The organism is Streptomyces sp. NPDC127117, from assembly GCF_042677325.1.
GTDB lineage: Bacteria > Actinomycetota > Actinomycetes > Streptomycetales > Streptomycetaceae > Streptomyces.
On sequence record NZ_JBHXTM010000083.1, the window covers coordinates 4,024 to 27,939 of the forward strand.

The 23,916-nt window shown below is 73.0% G+C and carries 20 protein-coding genes; 12 read left to right on the forward strand and 8 right to left on the reverse strand.

Going from position 1 to position 23,916, the window contains the following annotated elements; genetic code table 11:
- Window positions 1-105 precede the first annotated feature (105 nt).
- On the reverse strand, window positions 106-786 hold the full coding sequence (locus ACFVH0_RS37905) for an ABC transporter ATP-binding protein (RefSeq protein WP_385827864.1): 681 nt from the start codon (window positions 784-786) through the stop codon (window positions 106-108).
- The gene (locus ACFVH0_RS37910; RefSeq protein ID WP_385827866.1) at window positions 783-1,877 is read right to left on the reverse strand and encodes an ABC transporter permease; all 1,095 of its coding nucleotides are present in this window, start codon (window positions 1,875-1,877) and stop codon (window positions 783-785) included. Before ACFVH0_RS37910 ends, ACFVH0_RS37905 begins: the two co-directional genes overlap by 4 nt.
- Window positions 1,878-1,987: 110 nt before the next feature.
- On the opposite strand from ACFVH0_RS37910, the gene ACFVH0_RS37915 reads away from it, so the two are divergent.
- Window positions 1,988-3,196, forward strand: coding sequence for a sensor histidine kinase (locus ACFVH0_RS37915; protein WP_385827868.1), 1,209 nt, complete (start codon window positions 1,988-1,990; stop codon window positions 3,194-3,196).
- Entirely contained in the window at window positions 3,193-3,837 is a 645-nt protein-coding gene (locus tag ACFVH0_RS37920) for a response regulator transcription factor (RefSeq protein WP_259930547.1), read from the forward strand. Before ACFVH0_RS37915 ends, ACFVH0_RS37920 begins: the two co-directional genes overlap by 4 nt.
- 20 nt (window positions 3,838-3,857) lie before the next feature.
- Here ACFVH0_RS37920 and ACFVH0_RS37925 read toward each other — a convergent pair whose 3' ends face one another.
- Complete coding sequence (locus ACFVH0_RS37925) at window positions 3,858-4,157, reverse strand: DUF5955 family protein (protein ID WP_385827870.1); 300 nt, start codon at window positions 4,155-4,157, stop codon at window positions 3,858-3,860.
- A 288-nt stretch (window positions 4,158-4,445) separates the two neighbouring features.
- Between ACFVH0_RS37925 and ACFVH0_RS37930 the strand changes: the two genes are divergently transcribed.
- The gene (locus ACFVH0_RS37930) at window positions 4,446-5,048 is read left to right on the forward strand and encodes an NTP transferase domain-containing protein (RefSeq protein WP_385827872.1); all 603 of its coding nucleotides are present in this window, start codon (window positions 4,446-4,448) and stop codon (window positions 5,046-5,048) included.
- A 234-nt stretch (window positions 5,049-5,282) separates the two neighbouring features.
- Complete coding sequence (gene aceB / locus ACFVH0_RS37935; RefSeq protein WP_385827874.1) at window positions 5,283-6,902, forward strand: malate synthase A; 1,620 nt, start codon at window positions 5,283-5,285, stop codon at window positions 6,900-6,902.
- A gap of 78 nt (window positions 6,903-6,980) precedes the next feature.
- Here the strand turns inward: aceB and ACFVH0_RS37940 are convergent, their stop codons facing one another.
- Entirely contained in the window at window positions 6,981-8,252 is a 1,272-nt protein-coding gene (locus tag ACFVH0_RS37940) for an ABC transporter substrate-binding protein (protein WP_385827876.1), read from the reverse strand.
- Window positions 8,253-8,393: 141 nt separating this feature from the next.
- Between ACFVH0_RS37940 and ACFVH0_RS37945 the strand changes: the two genes are divergently transcribed.
- Entirely contained in the window at window positions 8,394-9,023 is a 630-nt protein-coding gene (locus ACFVH0_RS37945) for a TetR/AcrR family transcriptional regulator (RefSeq protein ID WP_385827877.1), read from the forward strand.
- 104 nt (window positions 9,024-9,127) lie between these two features.
- Here the strand turns inward: ACFVH0_RS37945 and ACFVH0_RS37950 are convergent, their stop codons facing one another.
- Window positions 9,128-11,416: a glycosyl hydrolase family 18 protein gene (locus ACFVH0_RS37950; protein WP_385827879.1), complete on the reverse strand. Its 2,289-nt coding sequence runs from the start codon at window positions 11,414-11,416 to the stop codon at window positions 9,128-9,130.
- A 363-nt stretch (window positions 11,417-11,779) separates the two neighbouring features.
- On the opposite strand from ACFVH0_RS37950, the gene ACFVH0_RS37955 reads away from it, so the two are divergent.
- Genes ACFVH0_RS37955 through ACFVH0_RS37970 form a run of 4 tightly spaced genes read left to right on the forward strand, consistent with a single transcriptional unit; the run spans window position 11,780 to window position 17,139 of the window.
- Entirely contained in the window at window positions 11,780-12,916 is a 1,137-nt protein-coding gene (locus ACFVH0_RS37955) for a gala protein (RefSeq protein ID WP_385827881.1), read from the forward strand.
- Window positions 12,913-14,676 (forward strand): ankyrin repeat domain-containing protein, encoded by a 1,764-nt coding sequence (locus ACFVH0_RS37960; RefSeq protein ID WP_385827883.1) that lies wholly within the window; start codon window positions 12,913-12,915, stop codon window positions 14,674-14,676. The genes ACFVH0_RS37955 and ACFVH0_RS37960 overlap by 4 nt, the downstream gene beginning before the upstream one ends.
- The gene (locus tag ACFVH0_RS37965) at window positions 14,673-15,911 is read left to right on the forward strand and encodes a sigma 54-interacting transcriptional regulator (RefSeq protein ID WP_385827885.1); all 1,239 of its coding nucleotides are present in this window, start codon (window positions 14,673-14,675) and stop codon (window positions 15,909-15,911) included. Before ACFVH0_RS37960 ends, ACFVH0_RS37965 begins: the two co-directional genes overlap by 4 nt.
- A gap of 13 nt (window positions 15,912-15,924) precedes the next feature.
- The gene (locus tag ACFVH0_RS37970) at window positions 15,925-17,139 is read left to right on the forward strand and encodes a VWA-like domain-containing protein (RefSeq protein ID WP_385827887.1); all 1,215 of its coding nucleotides are present in this window, start codon (window positions 15,925-15,927) and stop codon (window positions 17,137-17,139) included.
- 51 nt (window positions 17,140-17,190) lie between these two features.
- Here the strand turns inward: ACFVH0_RS37970 and ACFVH0_RS37975 are convergent, their stop codons facing one another.
- Window positions 17,191-18,168: a fibronectin type III domain-containing protein gene (locus ACFVH0_RS37975; protein ID WP_385827889.1), complete on the reverse strand. Its 978-nt coding sequence runs from the start codon at window positions 18,166-18,168 to the stop codon at window positions 17,191-17,193.
- A 173-nt stretch (window positions 18,169-18,341) separates the two neighbouring features.
- Between ACFVH0_RS37975 and ACFVH0_RS37980 the strand changes: the two genes are divergently transcribed.
- Complete coding sequence (locus tag ACFVH0_RS37980; RefSeq protein ID WP_385827891.1) at window positions 18,342-19,403, forward strand: amidohydrolase family protein; 1,062 nt, start codon at window positions 18,342-18,344, stop codon at window positions 19,401-19,403.
- 42 nt (window positions 19,404-19,445) lie between these two features.
- Window positions 19,446-20,045, forward strand: coding sequence for a TIGR03086 family metal-binding protein (locus ACFVH0_RS37985; protein WP_385827899.1), 600 nt, complete (start codon window positions 19,446-19,448; stop codon window positions 20,043-20,045).
- A gap of 105 nt (window positions 20,046-20,150) precedes the next feature.
- Here ACFVH0_RS37985 and ACFVH0_RS37990 read toward each other — a convergent pair whose 3' ends face one another.
- Window positions 20,151-22,289: a hypothetical protein gene (locus tag ACFVH0_RS37990; protein WP_385827893.1), complete on the reverse strand. Its 2,139-nt coding sequence runs from the start codon at window positions 22,287-22,289 to the stop codon at window positions 20,151-20,153.
- Window positions 22,290-22,517: 228 nt separating this feature from the next.
- Complete coding sequence (locus ACFVH0_RS37995; protein ID WP_385827895.1) at window positions 22,518-23,201, reverse strand: alpha/beta fold hydrolase; 684 nt, start codon at window positions 23,199-23,201, stop codon at window positions 22,518-22,520.
- Window positions 23,202-23,493: 292 nt separating this feature from the next.
- Here ACFVH0_RS37995 and ACFVH0_RS38000 point away from each other — a divergent pair, with 292 nt between their 5' ends.
- Window positions 23,494-23,802 (forward strand): SH3 domain-containing protein, encoded by a 309-nt coding sequence (locus ACFVH0_RS38000; RefSeq protein WP_385827897.1) that lies wholly within the window; start codon window positions 23,494-23,496, stop codon window positions 23,800-23,802.
- Window positions 23,803-23,916 lie beyond the last annotated feature (114 nt).

Below are 23,916 nucleotides of genomic sequence, written 5' to 3' on the forward strand. Positions count from 1 at the left end.
ACCCCAACCCACCATACTCGTTTGTATGTTTTTGGGGGGGGCTGTGTTTTTTGTTGCGGGGGGGGGGGGGGGGGGGGCCCCGCCCCCCCCCCCCTCCACCGGTTCTCAGACCGGTTCCGGCACCGTCAGGCGGCCGTCGTCCATCCGGACCGTGCGGTCCGCACGGTCCAGATGGGCCAGGTCGTGGGTGACCAGCACGGTCGCCGTCGACCGCTCCCGGGTCAGCGCGAGCAGCAGGTCCAGCACCGCCGCGCCCCGCTCGTGGTCGAGTGCGCTGGTCGGTTCGTCGACCAGCAGCACCGCCGGGTCGTTCATCAGGGCCCGCGCGATGTTGATCCGCTGCCGCTGTCCGCCCGACAGCTGGTGGGGCCTGCGTCCGGCCTGGTCCGCCAGGCCGACCGCGTCCAGCAGTTCCAGCGCCCGGCCGCGGGCCGCGCGCACCGCGCCGCCCGAGAGATGGGTCATCACCTGGAGCTGTTCGGCCGCCGTGAGCGACGGCAGCAGATTGGGCTGCTGGAAGACGATGCCGATGTGTTCGCGGCGCAGCTGTGCCTGCTGCGCACGGCCGAGACCTGCGGTGTCCGTGCTGGCGACGGCCACCCGGCCGCTGTCGGGGGTGACCAGGGTCGCGGCCACCGCGAGCAGGCTGGACTTGCCGGAGCCGGACGGTCCGACGACCGCGGTGAGCGAACCCGCCGGCACGTCCAGCGAGACCCGGTCGAGGGCGGTGAGCCGGCCGTCGCCGTCGGGGTAGGTGAGGGTGACGTCGGCGAGGGTGAGGGTCATCGGGCACTCCCGAGTGCGGTGAGCGGGTCGACGGCGGTGATCCGCCGGATGGACAGGGCCGCCCCGAGGGCACCGAGGACGATCATGACGGCCGCCGGGACCAGGACGGTCGCCGCGTCGAGGACGAACGGCACGGCCCCGCCGCTGATCAGGGCGCCGATACCGGAGGCCAGCGCGGTGCCCACGCCCGTCCCGATGGCGAGCATCACGACGGCCTGCCCGAGCGCGTCGCGCAGCAGGTACCGGGTGGAGGCGCCGAGTGCCTTGAGCACGGCGACATCGCCGCTGCGCTGGATCGTCCAGACGGTGAAGAAGGCGCCGATGACCAGGGCGGAGATGGCGAAGAGGAAGCCGCGCATCAGCTGGAGCGAGCCGTTCTCGGCCTGGTAGGAGCCGATGGCGGTGAGGGAGTCGGCGAGGGTGAGGGTGCTGGTGCCGGCCGCCTTGTCGCCCGCGCCGAGATCGGCGCCGCCGGTGGTGGTCAGGGCGATCACCGTGGCATGCCGTGCCCCGCTGTCGCCGTCGCCGCCGAACCGCTGCCAGTCGTCGAGCGAGGTCCACACGACCGGGGTGTGGCTGTACGAGGCGTCCCCCGCGACGGCCGCGACGGTGACCTCGGTGGAGCCGAGCCGCAGCCGGTCACCGGCCCCGGCCGCCAGGTCGTCGGCAGCCTGCTCGGACAGCACCACCTTCCCCGGTCCGACCCGGGCACCGCCGGTGGGCCCCAGGTCCCCGTCCGGCTCGACGCCGAACGCCGACACCGCGGCCGTGCGCTCCCCCTGGCCGGCGACGGCGTTGAGGGTACGGATGCCGAGCGGCTCCGCGCCGCTCACCCCGGGCCGCCCCGCCCAGCTCCGCCAGGCGCTCTCCTTCACGACCGAGTCGGTGAAGGACACCGACCGGTCCGTGGGCGGGGCGGCGAACGCGAGGTGGTCGGCGTTCAGCCCGGTGACGGCCGAGGTGTTCTCCCGGGCCAGGCCGGCGGTGAGGCCGGACAACAGGCCCACGAGCAGCGTGATCAGCACCACGACCGTGCCCATGAGCGCGAACCGGCCCTTGGCGAACCGGAGATCTCTCCATGCGACGAACATGCCCCCAGCTTCGGCCGCGGGCCGCCCGGAAACATCGCTCGGCGGTGGGGCCCGACATCAACCTTTCGATTGACCGGCCCCCGGCACCCCCCGTCTACCCTGGATGAATCATGGATTCCCGTGCCCACCCCCCGGTCGCCGCCGCGCTGCGGCTGTGTCTGCACGCGCTGCTGGTGGGGCTGCTGGCGCTGGCGGCGGTGCGTGCCGTCGCCGACGGCACGCACCCCAGGGCCGTCGTCGTGGTCAGCGGTGCGATGGCCGCCCTGTACGCGGCGGGTGCGCTCGCCCCCGCCGTACAGCCGCGCACCCGCGCCGCCGCGCTGTGGCTGGCTGCACTGGGCGCGGTGTGGCTGGCGCTGCTCGTCCTGTCGCCGGAGGCCCTGTGGGTGGCCTTCCCGCTCTACTTCCTGCAACTGCACCTGCTGCCGACCCGCTGGGCCCTGCCGGCCGTCGCGGTGACCGCGGCCGCCGCCATCGCCTGCTTCGTGCTGCACGGCGAGCCCGTCACACCGGGCAGCTTCATCGGGCCGCTGATCGGGGCTGCCGTTGCGGTCGCCACGGTCCTCGGGTACGAGGCGCTGTTCCGGGAGAGCGAGCGGCGCCGGGAGCTCATCGAGGAGCTGATGTCGACCCGGGCGGAGCTGGCCGAGGCGGAACGCACCGCGGGCACGCTCGCCGAGCGCGAGCGGCTGGCCCGCGAGATCCACGACACCCTCGCCCAGGGCCTGTCCAGCATCCAGCTGCTGCTGCGCGCCGCCGAACGCACCCTGGCCGCCGACGCCCCCGCCACCGCGCATGTCCGCCGGGCCCGGGAGGCCGCCCAGGACAACCTGGCCGAGGCCCGCCGCTTCGTCCGCGCCCTGTCGCCGCCGGATCTGGAGAACGGCTCCCTGGCCGCCGCCCTGGAGCGCCTCTCGTCCCGCACCACGGGCCCCGGCCTCATGGTGCAGTTCGCGGTGAGCGGCACCCCGGTGGAGCTGCCCACGCCGTACGAGGTGGCGCTGCTGCGCACCGCCCAGTCGGCGCTGGCCAACACGGTGCGGCATGCCGGGGCCGGGCGCGCGGAGATCACCCTCAGCTTCATGGGCACCTCGGTGTCGCTGGATGTCGTCGACGACGGCCGGGGATTCGCGCCGGGTCGCGGCCCGGTCGCCACGGACCAGGACACCGGGGGCTTCGGACTGCCCGCGATGCGGGCGCGGGCCCGGTCCCTGGGCGGCACGCTCAGTGTCGAGTCGGCCCCCGGTCAGGGCACCGCCGTCGCCCTGACCCTCCCTCTCCCGATCCCCGACGGCCGGCCAGGACAGGACGCCGCATGACCACCCCCGCCGACACCCCGATCAGGCTGCTGCTCGCCGACGACCACCCGGTCGTACGGGCGGGGCTGCGCGCCGTGCTCGACTCCGAACCCGGTTTCCGGGTGGTCGCCGAGGCGGCCACCGCGGAGCGGGCCGTCTCGCTCGCCGCGACCGGCGAGTTCGACGTCGTCCTCATGGATCTCCAGTTCGGCGCGGGCATGCACGGATCGCAGGCCACCGCGGCGATCACCGCACAGCCGGACGCGCCCCGCGTCCTGATCCTCACCACGTACGACTCGGACGCCGACATCCTGGCCGCCGTCGAGGCGGGCGCCGCCGGCTATCTGCTGAAGGACGCCCCGCCGGAGGAGCTGGCGGCGGCGGTACGCACGGCCGCGGCGGGCCGGTCGGCGCTGGCGCCGGCCGTCGCGCACCGTCTGATGGACCGCATGCGGACCCCCGCGGAGGCCCTGACCAAGCGCGAGCTGGAGGTGCTGCAACTGGTCGGCGAGGGACTGTCGAACCTGCAGATCAGCAAGCGGCTCTTCCTCAGCCAGGCGACCGTGAAGTCCCATCTGGTGCACATCTACGCCAAGCTGGGCGTGGACTCGCGCACCTCGGCGGTCGCGGCGGCGACGGCCCGCAGGCTCATCCGCCGCTGACCCCGCCGCCGGGTCACCGGTCAGCCGCGCGGCGGCTCACCGAAGAGGTCGACGGCCACCCGTACGTCCCTGAGCGCGGACGCCAGCGCGCTCACCGAGCCGATCGCCCCCGCGATCAGCAGCAGCGAACGGCGCAGCCGCGGAATCTCGGGCACACCGCCCGCCGCCATCGCGTCGAGCGCGGCCAGTTCGTCCTCGGCGATGCCCCGGTCCGGGAATTCGCGCGGATGTCCGGCCAGCTCGCGGCGGAGCCGGGAGACGGCCGTACGCAGCTCCGTCACCCTCGGGTCCTCGCTGCCGGTCACCCGCGTCTGCCCCACGCTTCGCAACAAAGCACTCCCCCTCGCACATCCTTGTGCCAGTGTTCCGACCGGTCCCCACACCGTTGGTCAAGTGTCCGGGCGTGCGCGCAAGTTAACGCCATGACAGGTATCGAGCGCCACTCCACGGACCGAATTCGGGGTGTCCCGTACGGGTGATCCGCGTGTCTCCGGGTGGACGGCGTTCCGGCCGGCGCCCGCCTCCGCTTGCTTGCGCGAAGGGTGTGCAAAGGGAGTCCGAGGGGTATGGGGGTGCGCGTCCGGGGCGCGCCGGGGTATCCAGACCGCATGACGACAACACCAACCCCGATGATCGCCGGGCTGCTGCTGGCCGCGGGCGGTGGCCGGCGGCTCGGCGGACGGCCCAAGGCACTGCTGGAGCACCATGGCCGGCCACTGGTCGAGCACGCGGTGCGGGTGCTGCGGGACGGCGGCTGCGGTCCCGTCCATGTGGTCCTGGGCGCGGCGGCCGAGCGGGTACGGGCGCGCGCCGACCTCACCGGCTGCTCGGTGACCGTGAACCCCGCCTGGGCCGAGGGCATGGGCTCGTCGCTGCGGGCGGGGCTCGGGGCGCTGGCCGCCACGGGGGCGGACGCGGCGCTCGTCCTCCTGGTCGACCAGCCGGGGATCGGCGCGGACGCGGTGTCCCGGGTGCGTTCGGCGTACCGCTCCCGGACGGGGATCGCGGCCGCCGCGTACGGCGGGGAACGGGGCCATCCGGTGCTGTTCGGGGCGGACCTGTGGGCGGAGATCGCGGCGGGCGCGGTGGGCGACCAGGGCGCCCGGGCGTATCTGCGGGCGCACCGCGATGCGATCACGCTCGTCGAGTGTTCCGATGTGGCTCAGGCGTACGACATCGACACGGTGGAGGACCTGAGACACCTCGGGTGACCGCGCCGGCACGCTGCGCCAGCACCGGGCCACTTCTGTCGACCCGGAGAATCTCGACATCAACAAACCATTGAACTTCCACCATGAGGAAACTACTATCCACTGGTCAGAAGCCCTCTGCACCTCGGACGGCTTCCACGCCCGTATCCCGGAGCCCTGGCACGCCGTGCCATTTCAGGCGACCCGGCGGCCGTGAGACGCCGCCCGCACATCCCGCTGAAGGAGTGACAGCTCATGTCCGCACCAGCGCCGTCCCCGCTGGCCATCGTCGATGCCGAGCCCCTGCCCCGGCAGGACGAGGTCCTGACCGACGCGGCCCTCGCGTTCGTGGCCGAGCTGCACCGGCAGTTCACGCCGCGCCGTGACGAGCTGCTCGCCCGCCGCGGCGAGCGCCGCGCCGAGATCGCCCGCACCTCCACGCTGGACTTCCTGCCCGAGACGGCGGCGATCCGCGCGGACGACTCCTGGAAGGTCGCGCCGGCCCCGGCCGCGCTGAACGACCGCCGGGTCGAGATCACCGGTCCGACCGACCGCAAGATGACCATCAACGCCCTGAACTCGGGCGCGAAGGTCTGGCTCGCCGACTTCGAGGACGCGTCCGCACCCACGTGGGAGAACGTCATCCTCGGCCAGCTCAACCTGATCGACGCGTACACCCGCGACATCGACTTCACCGACCCGAAGTCCGGCAAGTCGTACGCCCTGAGGCCCGCCGACGAGCTCGCCACCGTCGTCACCCGCCCCCGTGGCTGGCACCTGAACGAGCGTCATCTCCAGCTCGACGGCACCCCGGTGCCCGGCGCACTGGTCGACTTCGGCCTCTACTTCTTCCACAACGCCCAGCGCCTGATCGACCTCGGCAAGGGCCCGTACTTCTACCTCCCGAAGACGGAGTCGCACCTGGAGGCCCGCCTCTGGAACGACATCTTCGTCTTCGCCCAGGACTACGCCGGCATCCCGCAGGGCACGGTCCGCGCGACCGTCCTGATCGAGACGATCACCGCCGCGTACGAGATGGAGGAGATCCTCTACGAGCTCCGCGACCACGCCTCCGGGCTGAACGCGGGACGCTGGGACTACCTCTTCTCCATCGTCAAGAACTTCCGCGACGGCGGCTCCAAGTTCGTCCTGCCGGACCGCAACGCGGTGACGATGACCGCCCCGTTCATGCGCGCGTACACCGAACTCCTGGTCCGCACCTGCCACAAGCGCGGCGCGCACGCCATCGGCGGCATGGCCGCCTTCATCCCGTCCCGCCGCGACGCCGAGGTCAACAAGGTCGCGTTCGAGAAGGTCAAGGCCGACAAGGACCGCGAGGCCAACGACGGCTTCGACGGCTCCTGGGTCGCCCACCCGGACCTGGTCCCGATCGCCATGGCCTCCTTCGACGCGGTACTCGGCGAGAAGCCGAACCAGAAGGAGCGCCTGCGCGAGGACGTCGCGGTGGCCGCCGGTGACCTGATCGCCATCGACACCCTGGACGCCAAGCCCACCTACGAGGGCCTGCGCAACGCCGTCGCGGTCGGCATCCGCTACATCGAGGCCTGGCTGCGCGGCATGGGCGCGGTCGCCATCTTCAACCTGATGGAGGACGCCGCCACCGCGGAGATCTCCCGCTCGCAGATCTGGCAGTGGATCAACGCGGACGTGGTCTTCGAGAACGGCAAGCACGCCACGGCGGAGCTGGCCCGCGAGGTCGCCGCCGAGGAACTCGCCGCGATCCGCGCGGAGATCGGCGAGGAGGCGTTCAACGCCGGCAAGTGGCAGCAGGCCCACGACCTCCTGCTCCAGGTCTCCCTGGACCAGGACTACGCGGACTTCCTGACGCTGCCGGCGTACGAGCAGCTGGGCTGAACCCGCACCTCCCGGACAGACCTCCGCCCCCGGCACGCACAGCGCCGGGGCGGAGGTCTTTCGGTGTACGGGCGGGCGTCAGCCGGTCGCCGCCTCCATGTCCGCCTTGACCGCCGACTCGTCCAGCGACGCGAGAACGGTCCCGGGCTCGCCGCCCTTCATCACCGCCCGGCCCACATCGGTGCGGATCGCGCCCCGGACAGCGGGCCAGGACCGCATGTTGACCGGCGCGAACTGCGCGTCCGACAGCTGCTCGACGAATGCCGCCAGCGGTTTCCCGGCGGAGCTCCCGGTGGCCGCGTCGGAGGCGGAGTACGTCACGGGCAGCGCGGACCGGTTGCCACTGCCGTAGGTCGTCGCGGACTTCCCGCCGTAGAGGAAGGAGAGGAACGCGCCGCACTCCTTGCGGTGGCCGTTGCGCTCGAACGCCATCAGCCAGTCGCTCAGCCCCAGCGGCCTGGCGGCCCCGCCGTCCTTCTTGGGGAACGGGGCGTGCGCGTAAGGGAGTCTGGCCTGATCGGCGGCGCCCATCAGCACGGGGTGCGCGATCAGCATCCCGATCTCGCCCTGCAGGAACTGTCCGTACGCGGCGGTCCTGTCGAGTTCCGCGGGGGCGGCGCCGGCCAGCCCCGGGGCGACCAGCTCGTCCCGCAGCCAGGTCAGGGCCTCGGTGTTGGCCGTCGTCGCGAAGTCGTACTCGGCGAGTTCCCCGACGTATCCGCCGCCGCCCGCGAGCAGCCAGGACAGGGCCTCGTCGTCGGCCGCCTCGGGGCCGAACTGGAGCCCGTACGGGGTCTTCACGCCGATCGCCCTAAGCGCCTGGGCGGCCGAGCGCAGTGTGTCCCACGAGGTGGGGGCGCCGCTGATGCGGGCCCGCCGGAAGAGTTCCTTGTTGTAGAAGAGCCGGGGCGTGCTGGCCAGGAACGGGATCCCGTACGTGGCGTCGTCGACCGTGCCCGCCTCGGTGAAGGTCCGGATGAAGTCGGCCTGGGTGACGATGTCGAACAGCTGGGTCATGTTGTAGAGCCGGCCGTCCTCGGCGTAGGGCGCGAAGATGTTCGACTGTGCGATGTCGGGCGCCCGGCCGGCCTCGACCCGCTGGGCGAGGGTCTTGTCGATCTTGTCGTACGGAACCCGCTCCAGCTTGATCCTGATGTCCGCGTGCTGCTTCTCGAAGGCGGCGACGACGCTGTCCCACTGGTCGCCGAGCGAGGCCCCCACACTCTTGTCGTAGCTGGCCACCAGCAGCTCCAGGGTCACCTTGCTGCTCGTCGAACAGCCGGCGAGCCCGAACGCGGCCGTGGCGCCGGCGAGGCCGGCCGTCTGAAGAAGGAACTGCCGCCGACGCACCGCTCTTGTCACCTCTTGCTCGTTCAGCTCTTACTCGTTCAGCACATGCACTTGTGGCAGATTCTGCCACATAGGCAACTTCTGCCCATCGATGAGTTCGGCCCGCCGGGGCAGCGGCCTTCAGGGCATAACCTGATCCGCATGCAAGGTGGCTCATTGACGGAGCGGCGCAAGGCCGCGACCCGACTGGATATCGCCCGCACGGCGGCGGCGCTCTTCGTGGAACACGGCCTGCGGACCACCCGCGCCGAGGACATCGCACGCGCCGCGGGTGTCGCCCCCCGCACCTTCTACCGCTATTTCGCGACCAAGGAGGAGGCCATCACGCCATTGCTCGCCGCCGGGGCCCGGCAGTGGGTGGAGGCGGTCCGGGACGCCCCGGCCGATCTGTCGCTGCCGGACGCGCTGCGGCACGCGGCGGCACGCGCGCTGACCCCGCCCCCCGGTGACACGGCGGCGGCGGAGTCCCTGGAGTGGGTGCGCTCGCTGCTGAGGATGGCCACGGAGAGCCCGGCTCTCCAGTCGGTGTGGAACGACGCGTGCCACGACTCGGACGTCACCCTGACCGGGGTCCTCTCGGCGCGTGCCGGACTCCCGGACGGGGCCGATTCGCTGGAAACCCGGCTGACGGCCGGGGTGGCCGGCGCGGCGGTGCGGGCCGCGGTGGAGACCTGGGCGGCCGGCGACGCCCCGGCCGCCGGACCGCAGGGCCCGGCGGCACTGGCGGAGCGCTGCCTGACCTCGGCGGAGGGCGCGCTGAAGGGCGCCTGATCGCCAAGGCCGTACGGCCGGGATGCCGTACGGCCGGGATGCCGAGTGACCCGGTTCGCGAAACCCGGGGGCTCCGCGAACCGGCAGCCGCTGTGCCGTTCCGGCTACTTCAGACCGGTGTCCAGCGCGTTCATCAATGTGCCCTGTGACGTGTCACCGGACATCTCCCAGATCATCACCCCCAGCAGCCCCTTGGACTTCACGTAGTCGGTCTTCCTGCCGATGGACCAGGCGTCGTCGAAGGACCACCACTGACTGCCGGTGTAGCCGTACGTCGACACCGACTGCTCGTCGTGATGGACCGTCATCGTCGGGTAGGCGCCGATGAGGTTGGCGTAGCCGCGGGTTCCGGCCTCCTCCGCGAACTGGCCGGGGGCTGCGCCGCCCGCCGTCTGCCATTCACCCGCGGCACCGCCGTCGGCGACGTTCTGCCAGCCCCGGCCGTAGAACGGGATGCCGAGGGTCAGTTTGCGGGGCTCGACCCCGGCGTCGGTGTAGGCCTTGATGGCGGCGTCGGCGCTGAAGTGGAAGTCGTAGGGGTCCTGGTCGTCCGTGTAGAGGTTGGCCTGGTGGCCGGTGCGGTTCGGCTCCCAGGAGTTGTCGCTGCCGGAGCCGTGGAAGTCGTAGCCCTGGACGTTCGCCACGTCGAGGGAGTCGAAGACCTTGCCCAGGTCCCAGCCCTCGCCGATCTTCTGCGGGTCGGCGGGGGTGAAGGCGGTGAGCAGGCGGTGGCCGCCGCCGAGGGCGTCCATCTGCTTGCGGAATTCGGCGAGCAGCAGGGTCAGGTTGTCCTTGTCGTCGGGCGAGTAGTGGTTGCCGGGGTGCCCGGTGCCCGTGCCCGGCCATTCCCAGTCGATGTCGAAGCCGTCGAAGATCCCGGCGGCGGTGCCGGGGCCGCCCGCGCCGTTGTACTCGGGCAGGTTGCCCTTGATGTACATGTCGATGCAGGAGGAGACGAACTTCTTGCGGGCGGCGTCGGTGGCCGCCACGTCGGAGAAGTACTTCGAGTACGTCCAGCCGCCGAGCGAGACCACGATCTTCAGGTCCGGGTGGAGTTTCTTCAGCTTCTTCAACTGGTTGAAGTTTCCGCGCAGTTTGCCCCAGCCGTCGTCCGCGACGCCGTCGACGGACTGGGCGGCGCCGAAGGGGCGCCCGTAGTCGGCGTCGGCGTCACCGGCTCCGGTGCCCTGCTCGGGGTCCTGGGGATCGGCCGTGGTGCCCTTGGTGACACCGTTCAGGCAGGTGAGGTTGTTCGGATCGATGTTGGCGAAGGCGTAGTTGACGATGTCGAGCTTGTCGGCGGCTCCCGAGTCGTGGAGGTTCTTGACGAAGTACTGGCGGCCGTAGATGCCCCACTGGACGAAGTAGCCGACCTTGGCGTAGTTGCCCGCGCCGACGATGTCGTCGGTCTTCGCCGTGAGCGCGTTGCCGGCCGGGGAGGCGTTGTCCGCCGCGTCACGCGCCTTGACGGTGAAGGTGTACGAGGTCGAGGGCGAGAGCCCGCCGATGGTGGCGGTGGTCGTCGTGCCCGGGACCGTGGTGGCCAGGACGCCGCCCCGGTAGATGTCGTACGCGGCGACCCGCTGGTTGTCCGTCGCGGCGGTCCAGGCCAGCGTGATGGACGAGGCGTCGGCCGCCGTGGCGTGCAGCGCGCCCGGTGCGGTGGGCGGGGAGGTGTCGGTGGCCGGGTCGACGGTGGTGACGGCCAGCGGTGCGCTCTCGGCCGAGGTGTTGCCCCGGGTGTCCTTGGCCCGGACGGTGAAGGAGTAGGCGGTGGCCGGGGTCAGCCCGGTGACCGTGCCGGAGGTCGCCGCGGTGGCCGAGCCCACCACCTTGCCGCCCGCCAGGATGTCGTAGGACGCCACCGGGAAGTCACCGGGCGCGGCCGCCGTCCAGGACAGCGACGCGGTGCGGGCGGTGACATCGGTCTGCTTCAGCCCGCCGGGCGCACCCGGGGGCACATCCGCGGAGCCGTCGCACTTGTCACCGTTGATCCGGCAGCCGGCCGGCGCGGCGATCGGCCCGGTCGCGACGAACCAGAAGCTGTACGGCTCGCTGGTGGCGTGCGCACCGACCGTACCGTTGTAGTGGGCGTTGACCGCGGTGACATGGCTGCCCCGGGTGGTGACGGTGCCGTTGTACGAGGTGTCGATCGCGACTCCGGCCGGCAGGTCGAATTCGAGACTCCACCCGGTCACGGCGGTGTCGGTGTCGTTGTGCAGTACGTAAGTCCCCTTCCACCACGACCCGTTGTCGGCCGAGGTGAAGGTGGCAGTCAGCTTGCCCGCCGCGTGCGCGGGTGCGGCCTGCAGGGAAAGCAGCGCGAGAAGCAGCCCGAGGACGGCGACCAGGGCGGTCGCCGTCCTCCGTCTGAGTGTCATGTGCTCGAACATGGGGTTCTCCCTTGAGGCAGGGACCGGTGAGGCGGTCCTGAGGGGGGAGCGGGATTCCGTTGTGCCATGGAGCACGGGGGAAACTAAATGGTCTGGACCAACCCGTCAAGAGGTTCAGACCATTCTTCAACATCGGTACTGGTGTGCGATTTCGGAACCGCTGCGGCTAGGATCACGCGTGGCAAGGCTGTAGCGCAGAGGTCGTCGCGCCCTAGCATCAAGCTGGAGGACGTCGGTTCGAATCCGACCGGTCTTGCCGCCTTTTCGTGGAGAAGAGTCGATGGCGTCGGTTCGTCCCGAGCGGGCGGAGGACGCGGTCGCCCTCTCCTGGCCGGGTGCCGGCGGGGGACCTGGGGAGTAGTGATGTTGCAGCCGATGCCCGTGCGCTGTCCCGCGATCGAGCACCCGGACATTCCGCTCGCCGACGCGGCACTGCTGGATCCGCTGCTGGAGCGGCTGGCGGCAATGCGCCCCGTCCGGGACGACGAGACCTTCGCGCTCGGGACACTGTGCGCGGACGGACGGGTCGACCTCTGCAAGCAGGGGCTGGGGGCCGGGGGCGCGGTCCGGGTGATGCCCGCCGTCGCCGGCTCCCCGCACGCCACGCATGTGCTACTCGGCACCAACTCGCTGGGGGACGAGGGGGCGCGGGCCGTCGCAGACGCGCTGGGCCGGGGCGGCCACGGGCTGCGGACGGTGTATCTCGGGTGCAATCGCATCGGAGCGGACGGAGTCACGGCGCTCGCCGGAGCGCTGAGCGAGGACGACACCGTCAGGGCGCTGTGGCTGAAACGCAATCCAGTGGGTGACGCGGGTGTCCGGGCGCTCGTCCCGATGCTTCGCCGCAACACCGCGCTGCGCACCCTCGACCTGGTGAACAGCGGGCTCACCGCGGACGGCCTCGCGGCGCTGCTGGCCGTACTGAGTCAGCGGGCCCGGCCCGTCGAGCGGCTGTTCCTAGGGGGCAACGGCCTCGGCACCGAGGCCGCCCCACTGCTGGCCGCGCTGATCCGGGACGCGGGAGTGCGGGAGCTGTACCTTCCGGCCAACCACCTCGGGGACTCGGGGGCCGCCGTACTCGCGGCCGCCGCCGATCCCGCCCGTCCCGTCCGGCTCGGTCTCGGTGGCAACGGGATCGGACCCACCGGGGCGCGCGCCCTGGCCGACGCTCTCGACGGGATCGAAGGACTGGATCTGGGCCGGCCGCCGTCCGAACGCAGCCTCGGTGCCCTGTCCAATGTCACCGGCGACAAGGGAGCCGACGCCCTGGCCGGCGCACTGCGCGGCAGTCCCCTGCGGCGGCTGGAACTGCGCCACACCGGGCTCACCGGGCGGGGCGCGAAGACCCTGCTGGCCGCCGTCGACACCGACTCCCGGCTGGAATACGTGGGGTTGGGCCCCGGCCTTCCCCGCAAGGTGAAGCGGTCCTTCGCCACGCGGCTGCGCCCGGACCGCGGTGCGCACGCGGATCTGCGTGCGGTCAGGAGCGTCTACCGGTGAGCCGGGACGCGGTGGCGGCCTTCCTCGACCCGGAGGAGAGGTCGAGCCGGCGGCAGGTCCACCGGTACGCGGTGCCCCGGTGGATGATCGAGGCGTGCGCCGAACGGCGTGCGGCCGGGGACTGGCAGGGTGCCTGTGCGGCGGCCCGGTTCGATGTGGCGTTCGACCTGTCACAGGTCTCCGCGCGGTACGGTCCGGACGTGGCCGAGGCGCTCCGCGCGGATCTCCTCCATCTGGTGCCGGACCTGGTGCGCTGGCACCTGCCGCGGGTACTGGGCGGGCGCTCGACGCTCGCCACCGACCTGACCGTGGTGCTGGCCGGTTACGGCGTCACGGCGGACGTGCCCGGGGCGACGGCTCCGTATCTGTATCTGCGCACACCCGCGATGGTCGACGGACCGCAGCGGATCTCGCTCCGGTTCGGGACGGTGCCGAGCGGCCCGGCACCCGGTACCTTCCACCTGGGCGTCACGGACTGGCGGGCCGGCCGGCACTTGTGGGACGCGCGCCGTACCGATGAACTGCGCGCGCATGCCGGCGGTGCCGGCCGGTTGCCGTTCCTCCACGCCGACGGCACACCGCTCGGGGCGGACGAACTGCCCGGCTCGGACCCGGGCGACGGTGACCCGGTGGCCCGTGCCGAGTGGGTGACGCTGCTGTACCAACGGGGTCTGGTGGCGGAGTCCCTGGCGGCGGCCGGCATCGAACTCGATACGAACGCGCCGGAAATGCCGTCGTGGTACCGGGCGACGCCGGAGACGGTCCTGGCCCGGCTGGCGCTCGATGTTCCCCGGCTGGAGTCCGCGGCCGGACGGTTCGCGGACCTGTACCCGGCGGCGCGCCTCCAGATCGGCGAGGACTGGCGGGTCTGCGTCCTGCTGGAGTTCATGGGCCGGGACAGCGGCAGAGGGCTGCGGATCAGGCTCCTCGACCGGAAGGAGGCCGGGGACGCTCCCATCTTTCCCCGGTCGCTCCGGCAGCGGCTGCCGGACCTCGACCTGCTGCGGGCCGGTGATGTGACTCCCGGGCAGTTGCATCCGCTGGTCGCCGGGGCGCTGTTTCCGGGCCTCGACGCGGCAGTGGGGCCGCCGGGACCGACCCCGCCCGCGCCGGTACGGGTCAGGTGCCGCGGTGAGTGGCATGAGGTCGTCTTCCGCGACGGGAGGCTCGACTCCCCGCACAGCCCGCAGGAGCGGCAGCGCGAGAACGCGCTGCGGGCCTTCGGCGGCGCGGTCACCGGCTGCTTCGCCGTGGAGCACTCCTGCACCTCCGGCACCGGTCGGCTGCCGAGGGCCCTGCGGACGCAACGCCGGGATCTCTTTCTGCGTGCCCAGCACGGCGACACACCAGGGGTTCTGGAGCTGCTGGACGCGGGGGTGGACCCGCGTCTGCGGGACGCCGGACGGCGCAGCCTGCTCCATGTGCTGCACCTCCTCGACCACGAGTCCCTGCTGCCCCGGCTCCTGGCGGCCGGTCTCGATCTGGAGGCCCTGGACCACCGGGACCGCACCCCGCTCTGCGTGGCGGTCGGCGACGGCGGTTCGGCGGAGCTCGTGACGGCGCTGGTCGAGGCCGGGGCACGGATCGACGTCGTCGACCAGATGGAACTCTCGCTCGACCAGCTGATCCGCAAGTACCGGCGCAAGGACCTCGGCTTCCTCAGGGAACGGGTGGAGAAGGAGCATCCCGGCCTCGGGGCCGACTGGTGGGACGAGTGGCAGGAAATGAAGGACGACGACGAAGAGGATGAGGACGGGTGAGCACCATCGCCCCCGGCAGACCGGGACAGCCCTCCGTACCGCCGCGCCCGGCCGCCGCGCCGGGACCGCTGGACGCCGCCGACGAGCTGAACCGCAGGCTGCGGACCTCGCGGACCGAAGCCGCCGCCAATCCTCAACTGGAGGCACTGGCACTGGCGGTGACGTCCAATCAGCCGGTGCTCCTCTGGGGTGAGCCGGGCATCGGCAAGTCGGCCGGCATGGAGCAGCTCGCCGCCGGGCTCGGCCTCACGCTGGAGACGGTCATCGCCAGTGTGCACGAGCCGTCCGACTTCGCCGGGCTGCCGGTCGTCGGTGACGACCCGGCCGTGACCGGGGTGCCGATGGCCCCGCCCGACTGGGCGGTCCGGCTCGCACACGCGGGCCAGGGGCTGTTGTTCTTCGACGAGTTGTCCTCCGCTCCCCCGGCCGTGCAGGCGGCGCTGCTGCGCGTGGTGCTCGAACGACGGGTGGGCAGCCTGACGTTGCCGGAGTCCGTGCGCATCGTGGCGGCGGCGAACCCGCCGTCGAGCGCGGCGGACGGCTGGCACCTCAGCCCACCGCTCGCCAACCGATTCGTGCACCTGCGGTGGACGCACGATCCGCGCACCGTCGCGCGGGGCATGGCCGGTACGTGGCCCGAGGTGGCCGTGCCGGTGGTCGACGCCGCCAGGGTTCCGGGGGCGGCGGCGCGGGCCCGTGGCGCGATCTCCGGCTTCCTGACCGCACGACCGGGTCTCGTCCACCACATTCCGGCCGACGCGGAGAGCCGGGGCCTGGCCTGGCCGTCGCCGCGGACCTGGGACATGGCGTTGCGGCTGCTCGCCACCGGGTACGCGACGGGCACCGGGCGGGAAGCGGTGGCCGCCGCGCTGACCGGAGCGGTCGGGGACGGCGCGGGCATCGAGCTGCTGTCCTACCTGGAGAACCTCGACCTGCCCGACCCCGACCGCGTGCTGGCGGACCCCGATGCCTTCGCCCTGCCCGAGCGCGGCGACCGGCAGCTGGCCTTCCTCATCGCGGTCGTCGCGGCCGTCCAGGGCGATCTCACCAAGAACCGCTGGGAGGCGGGCTGGGCGGTGCTGGCGAAGGCCGTCGACGCGGGTGTGCCCGATGTGGCGGCCAGGGCGGCGGTGGATCTGGCGACGATGCGGGACACCGACTGGCCGGTGCCGGAAGGCATCGACGCCTTCGTGGAACTGCTGCAACTGTCCGGCGCCCTCCCGCAGAGCGGCTGAGGCGGGCGCGCCGGTGCCGGAACCGGAAACCGCCACGGAGCGGCCCCAGTTGGACCTGACCAAGCTGCTCGCCGCCCGCTACCGGGCGGCGACCGACCGGCCCTACCTGGCCTCGGCTCTGTACGCGCTCACGGTGGTGGCGAGCACCGGGGTGCCGACGATGGGCGTGGACCGGCACTGGCGCTGCTATGTGTCACCCGCCTTCGTCGACGCGACACCGGTGGCGGAACTCGCGGCAGTGTGGCTGCACGAGGTGGCGCATCTGCTGCGCGACCATCACGGGCGGGCCGAACTGCTCCCCGCCGCCGACCGGCGCGACCCGCACCGCGTCAATGTCGCCCAGGACTGTGAGATCAACGACGACCTCATCGCCGACGGTCTGCCCCTGCCGGCCGGACGGATGGAGCCGCGGCTCTTCGGCCTGCCGACCGGGCAGCTCTTCGAGGCGTATCTCCCCGGTCTGCCGCCGGGCCCTCCCCCGCACGACTGCGGGTCCGGCGCCCATGGACAACCGGCGCCCTGGGAGCTGACCGGACCGGGCGGGCCGAACCGTCTCGGTCCGGCGGAGGCCGAGGCGCTGCGACGCCACACCGCGGAGGCCATGCGCGCGCATCGGCGCGGCCGGGGCACCCTCCCGGCGGGCTGGGAGCGCTGGGCGGACGAGATCCTGGAGCCGACGGTCGACTGGCGGCGGGCGCTCGCGGGCGCGGTGCGGGAGGCCGCCGCCTGGGCCGCCGGAGCGATCGACTACACCTACCGCCGTCCGTCCCGCCGCAGCGCGGCGCTCCGGGGCGTCGTGCTGCCCAGTCTGCGACGGCCGTTGCCCCGTGTCGCCGTCGTCATCGACACCTCCGGGTCGATGGGGGACGAGGAACTCGGCTCGGCGCTGGCGGAGGTCACCGGAGTGCTGCGTGAGGTGGGCGTCCGGGGCAACCGCGTCACCGTGCTGGCCTGCGACGCCGATGTGCACAGCGTGTCCAGGGTGACGGCCGCCGAGCAGATCACCCTGGGCGGGGGCGGCGGCACCGACATGCGGGTGGGTATCGCCGCCGCCCTCTCGGCGCGGGACCGCCCGAACATCGTCGTCGTGCTCACCGACGGCTGCACGCCCTGGCCGGACGAGGCCCCGTCGTGCCGGCTCGTCGCGGCGCTCATCGGCCCGAACGCCCCGCAGCCCCCGAGATGGGTGGAGACCGTCCGCGTCACCGACCGGGCCGGCGGACGGTGACGTCCTGCCACCGCCGCCCGCCGGCCCGGGACCGACGGACCCGTACGGGGCTCAGTCGCCGAGCACGACCGTCCGCTGGGCGGAGAAGTCGCCCCACTTCCCGTCGGGCAGCTTGGCGCGGAGCTTCATCGAGTAGCGGGTGCCGCGCGGGTCGGTGACGGTGAGGCGGTAGTGCGCCCGGCCTTGGGGCGGGGTGGCGCCCCAGACGATCGTGGTGGTCAGCCGGCCGCCGATGAAGAGCTGGTACGAGGGGATCTCGCCGCCCGTCTCCGGCTGCCGCCAGTCCAGGTCGATGGCGTACTCCTTGCCCTGGACGCGGTTGCTGATCCGCAGGTCGGTGGGGGCGGTGCCGGCCGGTGCGCCCGGGGCGGAGGCGGTGGTGAGGTCGATGGCGTTGCTGTCCGGGGACGAGGTGTCGGCGGCGTCGCGGGCGCGGACGGTGAAGGTGTAGACGGTGCCGGGGCGCAGCCCGGTCAGATGTGCCGTGGTCCGGGTGCCGGGCACGCTGTGGATCCGTGAGTCCTCCTGGTAGATGTCGTACGAGGTGACACCGATGTCGTCCGTGGAGCCTCCCCAGGAGAGGTTCACCGCCCGGCTGCCGTCCGCTCTTCCGCGCAGCTTCACCGGGCGGGTCGGCGGTTCGTGGTCGGCCGGGGTGGGGGCGGGCGTGGTGACGCGTGCGGCGGCGCTCGGCGCGGAGAGGTTTCCGGCGGCGTCCCGGGCGCGGACGGTGAAGGTGTACGCGGTCGACGCGGTCAGCCCGTCGACGTCGATCATCACCTTGGCGGCCGGGACCGATTCGACCCGCTTGCCCTCGCGGTAGATCTCGTAGCCGGTCACCGCCCTGTCGTCGGAGGCGCGCTCCCACATCACGTGCACGGAGGTGGCGCTGCTCGCCTGCGCCGTCACATGGCCCGGCACCGTCGGCTTGCGGGTGTCGGCCTCCGGGGCGGAGTCACATGCGGTGAGCGCGGCGAGGAGCAGGGCGGCGGAGCAGGCCAACGCGGCGGTTGCGTGGGGGCGTTGCACGGTCGTGCCTTCCGTCCGGAAGCAATGGTCCAGACCTGTATCGCATGGCGCGGGGGTCGCCGACAAGAGGGTGGAGCGGAAGCTTCCGCAATGTGGCGATGTGTGCGGTCGGCGGGTGCGCACGGATCGCTCGTGCACGTCGGCCGGTGTTCGATGTGCCGTACGGTCGGACGATGTTGTGCGTACGAGGTGTTGTGCTGCCCGAGCGCGAGGAGCGCACGTTCTGGATCGACGGTGAGGTGCTCCGCGCGGGCAGTCCGCCCGGCGGGCTCGCCGGCCGGGACGCTGAGACGATCGTCGACGGCGGCTGGCTGCTGCCCGGGCTCGTCGATGTGCACACGCATCCGGGTGCGGCGGCGCCGGACTCGCCGTTCGACGAGGAGTTGCTGCGCAGGCAGTTGGGCGAGCACCGGGACGCCGGGGTGCTCGCCGTGCGCACCCCGGGCACCGCGCGGCGGATGCCCGAGTGGGTGGCGAAGGACCCGGAGCTGCCGCATGTGACGTCGGCGGGGCGGTGGCTGGCCACCCCCGGACGGTTCTTCCCCGGCTTCGGACGCGATGTGAGCGAGGACGGGTTGGCACGAGCGGCCGTGGAGGAGGCGGCGGCCTCGGGCGGCTGGTGCAAGGTCATCGGTGACTGGGCGGCCGACGAACCCGCCGTACCGCTGCCGCTGTTGACCTCGGTGGTGGAGGCGGTTCACGCGGCCGGCGGCAAGGTGGCTGTGCACTGCCAGACCGCCGAGGGCACCCGCAATGCCGTACTGGCGGGCGCCGACAGCCTGGAGCACGGCATGCATCTCGACCCGGCGCTGCTGGACCGGATGGCCGCACAGGGCACGGCGTTCGTGCCGACGCTGAGCGTGTTCGGGGCGAAGGAGGAGGCGATGCGGGCGCGGGAGCCGAGCGTGCGCCGGGATCTGTGGCTGGCCGGCTGGGACACCATGCTCGGCAATGTGCGCGCGGCCCACGAGGCGAAGGTGACGGTGCTGGCCGGGACGGACTCCTTCCCGTGCGGGACGGTCGCGGGCGAGATGGAATGGCTGGTACGGGCCGGCCTGCCGGCCCACGCGGCACTCGGAGCCGCTTCCTGGACCGCACGGGCCTGGCTCGGACTGCCCGGCCTGGTGGACGGCGCGCCCGCCGATGTCGTCTCGTACGCCACCGACCCGACGCTCGACCCCGGCGCACTGAACCACCCGAGCCGGATCGTGCTCCGTGGACGCGTCGTGCGATGAGCGATGAGTTCCGGGAACGGGTGGAGTCAGCACTGTATGGACATGCACACGGAGACGACTCCCACGATCGACCTGGAGCCCGCCGCGCGGCAGATCGCCTCGCTGCTCGACGGCATCGACGAGCGCCGGCTGGACGATCCGACGCCCTGCCCCGACTACGCCGTGCGCGAGCTGCTCGCCCATCTGGTCGGGCTGACCACGGCGTTCCGTGACGCGGCGCGGAAGGACCTCGGCCCGACGACCGACACCGCTCCGGACGCGAGCGTTCCCGTCCTCGGCGACGACTGGCGCGAGGCGCTGCCGCCGCTGCTGGACGAACTGGTGACCGCCTGGCGGGATCCTGCCGCCCTGCGGGGAATGACCAGGGCGGGCGGCGTGGATCTGCCGGCCGAGGTGGCGTTGCTGGTCGCGCTGGACGAGCTGGTGATCCATGGCTGGGACCTCGCCCGCTCGACCGGCCAGAAGTACGACGGGGACGGGGCGAGCCTTCGCGCCTCGCTGGCCATGCTGACGCCCGGCGACGACAACCCCCGGCCGGAGAGCATCTTCGGCCCGCCGGTCCCGGTCCCGGCCGACGCGCCCCTCGTCGACCGGGCCATCGCGATGAGCGGCCGCCGCCCGGACTGGGAGCCCGGCGACTGAGCGTTGCGGATGAGGAGCGATGCGGCTGGGGAGGGTGCGCCGCTCGGGGGTCCGGGCGGCGTGGCCCTACGGCTCCGGACGCCGCGGCAGCCCGCGCGGATCCGGTCAGGCCGCGGCCGGCGTCCGTGCCACCTCGCGTGCCTGTTCCCGCAGCCGTTCGTCGGACGGGGCCATCCCCGGCTCCAGGCCCGAGGTCCGCACCCGGAGGTCCCGTTCGGCCAGAGCGGTCAGGCGGCGACGACCGTCCGCGGTGAGGGCGGCGGGTCCGAGTACGACCAGGGCCTCCAGCGCGGTCTCCGCGTCGGCGTCCTGCTCCGCCGCGTCCAGGAGCAGCCCGGCCGTGCGGGGGCCGTCGAGGGATTCGGGCACGATCGCGTGCAGGGCGAGCACCGCCGACGGAATCCGCGCCGGGTCGGTGAGCAGGCCCTCCAGCGCGGGGACCAGCGGCCGGGCCGCGCCGCCGATGCGGGCCGCCACCCGCGCGGCTCGGCCGAACGTCCAGCGCAGCCACATCTGCCCGTCCTCCGCGAACACGCCTGCGAGCACCGGCACCGCTTCCTCCGGGTCACCGGTGATCCGCCACAGGGCCGCGGCGATCTCGATGTCGGCGTCCAGCCGCGGGATGTTGCGGTCGCCCGCCCGGTCGCTGAAGGCGGCCCGGAGGGCGGGGACCAGAGCGGCCGCCTCCGGGCCCAGCTCGGCGGCCAGGCGCGCGGCTTCCCGCACCGCCGGACCGCCGGGGGTGAGCCGTTCGGCGACGGCCGCCCGCAGCGGGCCGGTCTCCCCCGTCAGTCCGCGCACCGCTGTTGCCGCGGCAAGCCGGCCCTCTTCCGGGCCGGTGCGTGCCGCGGTGGTCAGGAGCTCCGCTGTCGCCTCCCGTTGTTCCGGCGGGCAGATCGCGGCCAGCGCCTTCGGTGCCGCCCTCGGGCAGAGCGGCAGCGCGGACAACAGCTCGGGCAGGGCGGCCGAGGCCCGGCTCCCCCACGCACCGAGCAGGGAGACCAGCCGGACGGCCTCGTCCGCGCCGGGACCGTCCGCCGCACCCAGCCGGGCACGGATCGCGTCCAGCAATTCCGGGTCGTACGCGAACGAGGCCGCCGCCGCTCCGCCGGACAGGAACCCGCATGCCGCGCCCAGTGCCCGTGGGCGCCGCCCCAGGTCGCGGGCGAGGAGCGGGGCGGCCCGGCCGGGGGCCACGGCGACGAGTGCCTCCAGCGCGCGGTCCGCCGGATCGCCCTCGCCCGCGGCGAGCCGGACCAGCGCCGGAGCGGCCGCCGCGGCCCGGACGCCCAGCTTCGCGAGCAGCGAGTACGCCGAGGACGCGTCCGCCGGATCTGCGATCAGCTCCACCACGGCACCGGACAGCCGCTCCGGCGCACTGCGCGACAGCAGGCACGCCGTCTCGGCGGCCCACAGCGCCTCCGTCCGCGCATCGGGGTCCGCGCTGCGCAGGGCGGCGTCGAGCAGGGTGTACGTGGCGTCGCGGTCGGCGTCGGTGTCGCGGAGCAGCAGCGCTTCGACGACGTACTGAAGCGGCTCGTTGCGCTCCAGGTCCAGCCGGTCCTCGACGAGGCCGTTCACGGGCAGGAGGGAGAGCATCGCCCCGTGGTGCGCCGGCCCCCACGGCAGTCCGCCGTCCACGCAGGCCAGCAGCGCCGCGATCCGTACCTCGCCGGGCTCGTCCGCACCGATGGCCGCGGTCGCCGCGTCGGCCGTGCCCGACGGGTCCAGATGCGCCATGGCGCCCAGGAGTTCGGCCCGTACCACGGGCTCGGTCTCGGTCTTCCAGCACCGGTGGAGCACCGGCAGCACCTGCGCGGCCGAGCCGGTCATCGCGGCGGCCCACACCGCGGCGCGCCGGAGCCCCGGCGCCTCGGCGTCGACCTTCGCGAGGATCAGCGCCAGCTCACCTGCGACGGCCGCCCGGCAGGCGGCTTCGTCGCTGTCACCGCCGTCCGCCCCGCCCTCCGCTATCCCGCCGAGCAGCACCAGCAGATCCTCCGTGCGGTACCCGGCCCCGGCGAGCCGGGCGAGGTACGGAACGGCGCGGGCCGTGGCCTCGTAGACCGAACCCTGGTGCAGGATGCTGCCGTACAGCTCGGAGATCGCCTCGGACGCGGCCTCCTCGCTCTCCCCGGCGAGCGCCCGCAGGTGGTCGGGGACGTCCGCCGCGCTCCCGTAGGCATGCTGGAGATCCGCCCAGGGCTGGGTGTCGACGTCGGCGAGGAACGATGCGAGGTCCATGAAGCGGATCCTGCCACCCGGCACTGACAACACCCGGTGTCCGGCTCCCGGTTGCCCCGGAGGCCGGTGCTCCGCTCCTGCCCCGCGCCCCGGCGCGACGCTCCTGCCCCGCCCCCCGGCTCGACGCTCCCGTCCCGCAGGCCGGGTTCGGTGCTCCCGCCCCCACACGCCGGCTCGACGCTCCTGCCCCGCATACCGGTTCGACGGCGCTTCCCCGGCCGCCCTTCCTCAGCTGGTGAAGAACTCCGTGATCTGCTGGGCGACCTGGTCGGGATGGACCTCGTGCACCCGGTGGCCGCCCCCGATCGTGATCAGCCGGCAGTCCGGGATCAGCGAGGCCATGTCCTGCAGCCGCCCCTGCGGCATGGTGGACTCCGGGCCGCCCGAGATCATCAGCGTCGGCGCGACGATCTCACCGAGGCCGGCCGCCCACTCGGGGTCGGGATCGGCCACCTCGGCCCGGATGGGAGCGACGACGGCCCAGTCGTAGTCCACCGGCCCCTCCGGCTCCGCGGCCGGCTTCGGCTCGCTCGGGAACGGCGGCGGGGTCTCCACCAGCACCAGCCGCTCCACCCGGTCCGCGTGCTCCTGGGCGAGCAGATGGGCGACGACCCCGCCCATGGAGTGGCCGACCAGGCCCACCCGGTCGAGCTCGCACTCGTCCAGGAAACCGAGGACATCGTCCCGCATCAGCTCGAAGGAGTACTCGTCCGGCCAGTCGCTCTCGCCGTGACCGCGCAGGTCAAGGGCGTACACCCGCCACTGCTCGCCGAGCAGGCCGCCGGCCGCCTCCCAGCTCGCGGCGGAGCCGCCGAGGCCGTGCAGCAGGACCACGGGCGAGCCGAAGGGGTCGCCCCAGGTCCGGTACGCGAGCCGTACGTCGCCGACATCCACTACAGACTGATCTTCCATACCCATGACGCTACAGGCGCACGGGCGAAGATCGTTCCGCCCGCCTCCGCAGTGGCCCCGGCCGGCGGGTGTGTGGCGGCGTTCTCCGGATCCGGTGCCGCTCAAACCCTTGATCGACGGGCGCGGGAAGCGTCCGCCCGGTGCCTGCGCACGCCGGGGCGCAACCCGTATGACCTGCGCTTTCACTCCCGCCCGAAGTCCGGTCCTGAACCGTGACCGGCCGGTCGGCGGCTCCGTTGGGCTGGTGGACGGCGCACGACTGCGTGGGCCGGAAAACGGAGGAGAGAACCACATGCTGAAGAAGATGATGCTGGCCGCGATGGTGCTGACCGCCGGACTCGGGCTGGCGGTGAGCCCCGCCGCCCAGGCCGCGCAGAGCCCCGCCGCCGTCCGGGCCGTGAAGGCTCCGGCCGCGGTCTGCACCGTCAACGACAACGGGGTGAACTTCCGCGGCGGACCGGGCACCGACTACCCGGTCCTGGGCCAGGTGAACCGGGGCCAGAACCTCAACTACCGCGGCCAGCAGGGCAACTGGGTCATGGGCGACCTGTGGGGCGGTCCGACGGGCGTCTGGATCCACGTGGCCTACCTCGACTGCTGAGCCGCCGTCACACCTCGGTCCGCCCGCCGACCTGCACCTCGGCCCCGGCCCGCCCCAACCCCCCGGGGGGGGGGCGGCGGCCTTGGCGGGGAACGTAGAAAAACCCCGGGGCCC

Coding starts and splice junctions, on each gene's coding strand:
- ACFVH0_RS37905 (WP_385827864.1), bottom strand. CDS start 786: ATGACCCTCACCCTCGCCGACGTCACCCTCACCTACCCCGACGGCGAC.
- ACFVH0_RS37910 (WP_385827866.1), bottom strand. CDS start 1,877: ATGTTCGTCGCATGGAGAGATCTCCGGTTCGCCAAGGGCCGGTTCGCG.
- ACFVH0_RS37915 (WP_385827868.1), top strand. CDS start 1,988: ATGGATTCCCGTGCCCACCCCCCGGTCGCCGCCGCGCTGCGGCTGTGT.
- ACFVH0_RS37920 (WP_259930547.1), top strand. CDS start 3,193: ATGACCACCCCCGCCGACACCCCGATCAGGCTGCTGCTCGCCGACGAC.
- ACFVH0_RS37930 (WP_385827872.1), top strand. CDS start 4,446: ATGACGACAACACCAACCCCGATGATCGCCGGGCTGCTGCTGGCCGCG.
- aceB (WP_385827874.1), top strand. CDS start 5,283: ATGTCCGCACCAGCGCCGTCCCCGCTGGCCATCGTCGATGCCGAGCCC.
- ACFVH0_RS37945 (WP_385827877.1), top strand. CDS start 8,394: ATGCAAGGTGGCTCATTGACGGAGCGGCGCAAGGCCGCGACCCGACTG.
- ACFVH0_RS37950 (WP_385827879.1), bottom strand. CDS start 11,416: ATGTTCGAGCACATGACACTCAGACGGAGGACGGCGACCGCCCTGGTC.
- ACFVH0_RS37955 (WP_385827881.1), top strand. CDS start 11,780: ATGTTGCAGCCGATGCCCGTGCGCTGTCCCGCGATCGAGCACCCGGAC.
- ACFVH0_RS37980 (WP_385827891.1), top strand. CDS start 18,342: ATGTTGTGCGTACGAGGTGTTGTGCTGCCCGAGCGCGAGGAGCGCACG.
- ACFVH0_RS37985 (WP_385827899.1), top strand. CDS start 19,446: ATGCACACGGAGACGACTCCCACGATCGACCTGGAGCCCGCCGCGCGG.
- ACFVH0_RS37990 (WP_385827893.1), bottom strand. CDS start 22,289: ATGGACCTCGCATCGTTCCTCGCCGACGTCGACACCCAGCCCTGGGCG.
- ACFVH0_RS37995 (WP_385827895.1), bottom strand. CDS start 23,201: ATGGAAGATCAGTCTGTAGTGGATGTCGGCGACGTACGGCTCGCGTAC.
- ACFVH0_RS38000 (WP_385827897.1), top strand. CDS start 23,494: ATGCTGAAGAAGATGATGCTGGCCGCGATGGTGCTGACCGCCGGACTC.